This is a genomic window from Mesorhizobium silamurunense, assembly GCF_014843825.1.
GTDB classification, from domain to species: Bacteria; Pseudomonadota; Alphaproteobacteria; order Rhizobiales; family Rhizobiaceae; genus Mesorhizobium; species Mesorhizobium silamurunense.
The window spans coordinates 1-7481 of record NZ_JHQR01000364.1; the positions used below are offsets into that span (position 1 = coordinate 1).

Sequence of the window (7481 nt, forward strand, 5' to 3'; positions counted from 1 at the left end):
AAAAGATACAAATGCTCGTACCCGTCGCGAGACCGGTAATTTCTCTGGGGTCGAATACAGGTTGTTAGGCCCGCGTAGTCCATGAGCGCCGCTTTGTTCGGAGGGAAAGCGATGGCGGTGGAATGGACGATCACGATCGAGGGCAGGAACGAGTTCGGTGACGTTTGCCGGAAGGCGGTCCGCATCGACAAGAGCTGGGAACGTCTGTTTGACGGCGACCTCGGCCTGTCGATCGAAGACAGCAAGACCATCATGGCGGCGCTGCAGAGCGCGGTCGTGAACCATGAGGCGGAGACGTATTCCCTCTTTCGTCGGGTCTGCCCGGATTGCCACAGGTTTCGGCCGGTCAAGGACTACACGACGCGACGGATCCGGACTGTCTTTGGCATCGTGGAGGTGCGCAATCCTCGTTGGATGCTGTGTCGGGATTGTTACCCAGGCATGGTCGATGCCTTTGCGCCGCTGCGGGAGATCTGCCCGGATCGAGCGACATCCGAGCTGATGGAACTGACGGCGCGGCTGGGGAGCATGATGCCGTACCGGCAGGCTGCGAGAGTGCTTGCCGAATTCCTGCCCGTTGAGCCGACCGAGACGCATGCCACCGTGCGCAAGCGAACCATCAGGATTGGCGAACGGCTCGACGATCAGGTTGCTGAGGAAGAATTGCACGCAAGGGCGCAAACGGACGAACGACGCCAGCTTGAAATGCAGCTTCCCGGCGATCGACGCAAAGAGTTCGTCATCAGCATCGATACTGCGCATGTTCGCAGCGCCGATTCCAATTCCGCGCGCAACTTCGAGCTCGTTGTGGCCCGATGCGGCCGCGGCGGGCGGGGCGAAGGCGGCGGTCGCTATTTCGTGACCGGCAGCACCGACCAACGGGCAATCCGGGATCGCGCCCTTCATGCCCTTCGGGAAGTAGGCTACCGCGGCTTTGGCGATGTGACGGTGATTTCGGACGGCGCCGAAATCCTGAAGCGGCTACCCCGCGCAATGCCGAAGCCGACGGCCCACATCATCGACTGGTTCCACATCGCCATGAAGGTCCAGCCGATGCAGCAGATCGCCGATCATATGGCTCGATCCCGATCGGGTCTCTCTGAAGCGCTTCCCGCAATCGACCGTGACATCAGAGCGGTGAAGTGGCGCCTGTGGCATGGGCGGGTCGATCGCGCGATCACCGATCTGGAGCAACTCTTGGAGAGGGTGAAGGCTTCGCAAGGAGACAGCGAGTTCTCCATCGCCCGACTTCAAAGCCTCGGCTTGCAGCTCCTGACCTATATCCGTTCGAACCGCGGCGCGATCGTCAACTATGGCAAGCGCTACCAAGCCGGCCTTCGCGTCGCAACGACTCTGGCTGAATCGGCGGTGAATTCACTTGTCGGCAAGCGGATGGTCAAGAAACAGCAGATGCGGTGGTCGCTCCACGGTGCTCACATGCTCATGCAGGTCAGGACGGCAGATCTCAACGGCGAGCTTCGCAATCGATTGCGGGCACCGTTCCGACAGCCAGAGCCGAACGTGCCCCCACTATTCAAGCCCAAACCGCCTCTCCTGCGCGCCGCCTAACCCCAGAGAAGTTACCGGTCTCGATGAACAAGGCCGTCAAATAAGGCCAGGTCATCAGCGGAAAATCGGTCTGTTGCCCGGGCGCACGGTATGGTTGCAAGCCCGGAACGTTGTGATAGGGCATTGGATGCGAAGAGGCTTTGAAATGAAGCAGATGCGAGAAGAGGATATTCCGGCATTCGTGCGTGAGGTGGCCGCGACCGGCTGCGATATCTGTGCCGTCGGTCCGGGGTACTACTCCTTGGGCGATAGCGATGTTCCGCGCGGCAAGCGTAGGGGACTGTACAAGAAGCTCCAGGAAATCGATGCGCGTTACGGCAACCGCGATTACCTGCGTTACGAGATCGCGGCATACTTGACCTCGATCGGCCGCCATGTCGACGCGCCTTCGGCACAAACGGAAGCATTGCCCAGAGGGCCGGCTTCCACGTCAAATCGCGATCGATAAGGATCACCAGACTTCGACAACGTCACGGCCTACGAAGTGGCGCAGATCCCGACCTACGTAGCCCTTGTTCATCACGGGCACTGAATCAGGAGAAGGCCACCGCCCGTTCCGGTGGCCGCTCTCTATGCCGAGGGCACGGAGCCGGCCTGCGCCCGTCTCCGCCGATCCCGGTAACGATCGCTTGTCCAGCGGCTGCTTGTGCACCCGGCACTGAGGCCCGCTCCGGGCCACATTGCTTGTTTCCGCCCCATGACATCGCCGGCCAGGCCGGTCAAGCGGCCCGTGAAGGTGGAAAATCTTCCGCGCCAGTCCGCGAGCGGACCCGAGAAGATCCCCCACCTTCCGCACCACGCCACTTGACAGTCCCGCCCGCCGCCGTGGGGCGGGCTTTCGCCATTCCCCCGGAAGACCGGGGAGGCTTCGCCCGAAAAGGCTTTCCCTTCGGGAAACACACACTCAGGACACAGACCATGACCGAACTCGCAAACTTCATCCGCCTCAACGAGGACGGCACCTATCTCGATGGCGTCGTGCGCTGGCGTCTGTGCTAATCGAAATGACGTTCTTCCACAGGTGCAATCTTGCTTCTGTTAAATAAAACCACCTCGTACGAGCTTCCATATTCCGTCTTCACTCCATCCAAGCCGTATCTCTGCGCCAAGGGAGCCCATGCGCCTAGTTCATCAGGGAACACTTGATTACCCTGCTCGTCCATGACCGCTAATTTGAGGGGCTCTTGCGCCTCGACAACAAAGTACTTTCCAGAACTACCTGCATAGCCGCGTGCCGCGCCTACATCGTTTTCTGAGGTCATCCAAATTGCTTCGCCCGTGTGCCCGCTTTGCCCCGAACCGCGCCACACCCCATCCTTATTAGCGTGGTTGAACTTTGTTCCCGCCGGAAGTTCTTCCATCTTCTTCCTCTCCCAATCTGAGGCTGCCTGATGTATGTGGTGAACGGTTTGCCCCTTGTCCTCAGCCGAAACCTGACTACTCGGTACGAGGACGATCACGGTCGCAGCAAGGATCATCCCCTTCCAGAAAGACGGGGGATGCACTCGATGAATCGGGATGGCCGCGGTGGCGGTCTCTTTCGGTGAGGATCTCATGTAAGGATTTCCTTGTGCTCGTTTGTGAATTGTCCGCCATCGCATCCGTTTCGCGATCGTCAAGTCGAACGGAACTTGTATAGCGGCCAGAACTGACAATAGCCTGAAAGCATTGCGCAAAGGTCAGCGACTTGCTGTATGTTAGAACGTGCTTTCCTTGATTCGAAAGGTGGGATCCGCGCCAGCTATTCATGGATGCCTAGCGCAATTTGCTGGGCATAGAGGTTTGAAGCGGGCCTGAGATGCACTCCGTGCACCGCCTCGCCGGTGGCGTCGAAGAACTGCAGGCTGCGACGGATGTTGCTGCCATCGCGCTTCTCGGCTGCGAAGCCATAAGCCCACGCTTCCGGGAAAATGGGCAGGTCGATGTCGTCGCCGAGCACCATGGCATGTTGGTTGCCGGTGACCACTTTGTCATAGATGCCGATCTTCTCATGCACGGCACTTTCATTGCGGGTCAGCGCCATCACCTCGCCGACCGCTTCGAGGCCGGTCAGCAGATCATTGACGCGGGGCTCGATGCGCACATCGCCAAAACCGCAATGCGCCGCAACCAGTTCCGCTTCCGAAATGCCCAACTGGGCGGCGAGATCGCGCTCGCGTATATTCGGCATGTCCTCCCGCGCCCGCCGGATTTCGGCCGGCGAGCGTTTCGCGCGCTGGTCCATGTCGTCCACCTGTCTGTCTTCTGTCTGCACTAGAAATCGCTGATCCGCATACTTGTTGAGGATCAACTGCCCTGCCGGGTGATCTTCAGCCGATAGAGCGCGCCGTAATGCTCGATCCCGATCGCGTACTCGCCAGGAACGGAGTGTTGCTGGAGAGCGTGCGCATCGCCTTGCAACCGGGCGTGCTGCTTGAACGGCGAAACGCAATGACACTGACCGGCAAATGACGGTCGAATGCGGTCAATGGGCACCAGGTGGTGGTGAGCGATTGTGGGTGTCAACGCCAATTGGCCGATGGGGCAATCGGATTGCGCGGGCGGTCTGCTTTCCGATAGAAAGCGGATCTGACCCAGATCTGACATGTTGCTTTCCTTCCTTCGTTCCATCCGTCGCGAGGGGACGCCCACGATACGATGATCGGCCGGCGGTTCTTGCCGCCTCGCCTAAGGGAGCTTCAAACGTCGTGCCAATTGCGTCGAAGCAAGCTCAGAAAACATTTTCTGCATGCTATTCAACGGTTTACGTCAGAGCTGAGCACGAGCTCAGGCCGAGCAGGCCCATGTCGCGGACTCGACAAATCCGACAGTACGTGTCGGCCACCCGACGTCTTCCCAGCAAAGGGCACAAAGATTCATTGTAGCGTTAGAGAGACCCCATTGTTTGGCTCTGTTGCAAACTCTTTGGTCACGGGTTGTCTGGCAATGGGCCATTTGCCAATAGTCTTCCTGTATTAGTCCGACCCGGGAGGCCTCGACCATGTCCGCGCACTTTGCCCGCACGATCCGCCATGACGCGCTCGACCGTCTCGCCGACCGTCGGCTGCTGCGGGCACTCGCCTATGTCGATGGCCAGTGGACGGCGAGCGAGGCGGCGGAAAGCTTCGAAGTCACCGATCCGGCCAGCGGCGCCACCGTCGCCTTCGTCGCAGCGCTCGATGCGGGGCAGACGGCGAAGGCGATCGACGCCGCCTCGCGCGCGTTTCCGGCCTGGCGGGCTCTGCTGCCGCAGGAGCGCGCAAGAATCTTGAGAAAATGGTTCGAGCTGATCCTCGCCGCGAGGGACGACCTGGCGCTGCTGATGACGCTGGAACAGGGCAAACCACTCAAGGAGTCGCTGGGCGAGATCGATTATGCTGCCTCCTTTGTCGAGTGGTATGCGGAAGAAGCCAAGCGGCTCAACGCCGAGAGTGTCACAAGCCATCTGCCCGGGGCCGAGATGATGGTGCGGCGCGAGCCGCTCGGTGTCGTCGGCGTCGTCACGCCGTGGAATTTCCCGTCGGCGATGCTGACCCGCAAGGCGGCGGCAGCACTCGCCGCCGGCTGCACCATCGTCGCGCACCCGTCCTCGGAAACGCCACTGTCCGCACTGGCGCTGGCCGAGCTTGGGGAGCGGGCCGGCCTGCCGGCGGGCGTGTTCAATGTGGTCACCGGCAACGCTTCGGCGATTGTCGCAACCATGTGCGGAGATCCGCGTGTCCGCGCCATGAGTTTTACAGGCTCGACCGAAATCGGCCGGTTGATCGCGGCGCAAAGTGCGCCGACGATGAAGCGGCTGGTAATGGAGCTCGGCGGCCATGCGCCGCTGATCGTCTTTGCCGATGCCGATCTTGACAGAGCGGTGAGCATCGCGATCGACGCCAAATTCGCCACGTCCGGCCAGGATTGCCTTGCAGCCAACCGCATCTATGTGCAGCGGTCGATCTACGATCGCTTCTGCGCCGCCTTCGCCCGCCGCGTCGAGACCTTGCGGATCGGCAATGGGCTCGTCGACGGTACCGACATCGGACCGCTGATGCATGAGCGTGCCATCAAGAAGGTCGAAGAGCAGGTCGCCGATGCGCTCTCCCGTGGCGCGCGCTGCCTTGCCGGCGGCAAGCTTCACGCGGCGGGATCGCTGTTCTACCAGCCCACCCTGCTAGCCGATGTTGCCGACGGGGCGCTAATCATGCGCGAGGAGACTTTTGGTCCGATCGCCGCCGTGACGCCGTTTGACGACGAGGCGGAGGTCGTCGCTCGTTCCAATGCCACCGAATACGGCCTCGTCGCTTATGTCGTGACCGAAAACGGCGCCCGGCAGCAGCGTATGGGCCGCGCGCTCGAATACGGCATGGTCGCGATCAACCGGGTAAAGATTACCGGCGCGCCGATCCCGTTCGGCGGTCTAAAGCAGTCCGGCACCAGCCGCGAAGGCTCGCGCAACGGCCTCGAAGCTTTCACCGATCTGAAATACCTTTGTCTGGACGTCGGCTAGGGCATCCCGGGGAAAGATTTCCTGCAAGGAGAATCGAACCATCCAATGAACTCGGCGCCTGGGATCGCGACCACTTCTCCATCCATCGACCCGCGCTTCGATCCCCTTCGGGGATGGAAGCAATCCGGACTCAGCCGCGAGGGCTCAAGACATGGTCTCGCCGAATATCTCGAACCTAAATATGTCTGCGTTGGAAATATCGCTGCTTGAGAGGAATGCCTATGACTATCAGCATTAAAGAAATCAGCGAAAAGGACCGGAACTCTGTCCTGCATCCTTTCACGCAGCTCAAGGACTTTGCAACCGGGAAGCTTGGTGAACCGACCATCGTCGAGACGGGTAACGGCATTCGCATCCAGGACGCGTATGGCAAGCAGTTGATCGATGGCTTCGCCGGTCTCTATTGTGTGAATGTCGGTTAGGCCGCACCGAAGTTGCTGAAGCAATCTCGCGCCAGGCCCATCGCCTAGCTTATTACCACTCCTATGCGGCGCACACGACCGATGAGCTTGCGATCCTCTCCGATCGCCTCGTAAAGATGGCACCTGGCAAGATGAGCAAGGTTTTCTATGGCATGTCCGGCTCGGACGCCAACGAGACCCAGGCCAAGCTCGTTTGGTATTATAATAATCTCCGCGGCAAGCCCTCCAAGAAGAAGATCATCTCGCGTGAGCGCGGCTATCACGGCTGCAGCGTCGTCTCCGGCTCGATGACCGGCATGAGCTTCTATCACGGGATGTGTTGCAACGTTTTTGTTACTCGCGAGTGGCAAGGGATCCTTCAACCATTTCGGAGGATTGCGATGTTCAAAGGCCGCCAGTTCGACCAATCTGTGAGGTTCTGTCGCAAACTATTCGGTAAGCTGGTGCAGGCATGAAGGCACTTCAGTTTCTGAGGAGCCCGCCATGTTCAAAGGCCGCCATTTCGACCAATCTGTCATCTTGCTGTGCGTGCGCTGGTACCTTACCTACAACCTCAGCCTTCGCGACCTGGAAGAGATGATGGCCGAGCGCGGCCTGAGCGTCGATCATTCCACCGTGCATCGCTGGGTCGTTCACTTTTCGCCGCAGTTGCTGGAGCGCTTCAACCGGCGCAAGCGAACCATCACCGGCAATTGGCATATGGATGAAACCTATATCAAGGTCCGCGGACGATGGATGTATCTTTATCGCGCCATCGACAGCGTCGGCGACACGGTGGAGTTCTTCCTCAGTGAAAACCGTGACCTATCGGCGGCGAAGCGCTTCTTTCGCCAGGCTCTTGCGCGTCATGGCCGACCGGATCGCATTGTCATCGATGGCAGCCAGACCAATCGCGAGGCGATCTGCCTCTGTGATGCGGAAAACCGGCTGCGGGATCGATCACAGCGGTCGCTGAAGCCGATCCGCATCCAACGGAGCCAGTATCTCACGGATGTATTTGACAAGGGCCGTTCTGC

The 7481-nt window shown here is 60.0% G+C and carries 6 protein-coding genes and 2 pseudogenes; 5 read left to right on the top strand and 3 right to left on the bottom strand.

The window, feature by feature from the left end; translation table 11 throughout:
• Positions 1–111: 111 nt before the first annotated feature.
• Positions 112–1569, top strand: a complete 1458-nt coding sequence (locus DH10_RS33275) for an ISKra4 family transposase (protein ID WP_246811683.1) — start codon at positions 112–114, stop codon at positions 1567–1569.
• Between the two features lie 145 nt (positions 1570–1714).
• Entirely contained in the window at positions 1715–2017 is a 303-nt protein-coding gene (locus tag DH10_RS33280) for a hypothetical protein (RefSeq protein WP_246811680.1), read from the top strand.
• 547 nt (positions 2018–2564) lie between these two features.
• Here DH10_RS33280 and DH10_RS33285 read toward each other — a convergent pair.
• The 3 genes and pseudogenes from DH10_RS33285 to DH10_RS38390 form a co-directional block, all read right to left on the bottom strand.
• Positions 2565–3125, bottom strand: coding sequence for a hypothetical protein (locus DH10_RS33285; protein WP_246811681.1), 561 nt, complete (start codon positions 3123–3125; stop codon positions 2565–2567).
• A gap of 209 nt (positions 3126–3334) precedes the next feature.
• Positions 3335–3793 (bottom strand): annotated as a pseudogene (locus tag DH10_RS33290) (ChuX/HutX family heme-like substrate-binding protein); the annotation flags it as partial.
• A 62-nt stretch (positions 3794–3855) separates the two neighbouring features.
• Entirely contained in the window at positions 3856–4155 is a 300-nt protein-coding gene (locus tag DH10_RS38390; protein WP_246811682.1) for a hypothetical protein, read from the bottom strand.
• 394 nt (positions 4156–4549) lie between these two features.
• Here DH10_RS38390 and DH10_RS33300 point away from each other — a divergent pair, with 394 nt between their 5' ends.
• The 3 genes and pseudogenes from DH10_RS33300 to DH10_RS33310 form a co-directional block, all read left to right on the top strand.
• Positions 4550–6043, top strand: a complete 1494-nt coding sequence (locus DH10_RS33300; RefSeq protein WP_192385808.1) for an NAD-dependent succinate-semialdehyde dehydrogenase — start codon at positions 4550–4552, stop codon at positions 6041–6043.
• Positions 6044–6264: 221 nt separating this feature from the next.
• Positions 6265–6776, top strand: a pseudogene (locus tag DH10_RS33305) (aminotransferase class III-fold pyridoxal phosphate-dependent enzyme); the annotation flags it as partial.
• A 172-nt stretch (positions 6777–6948) separates the two neighbouring features.
• Positions 6949–7481, top strand: a 533-nt coding sequence (locus DH10_RS33310) for an IS6 family transposase (protein ID WP_192385809.1), incomplete at its 3' end; no start/stop codon positions are given.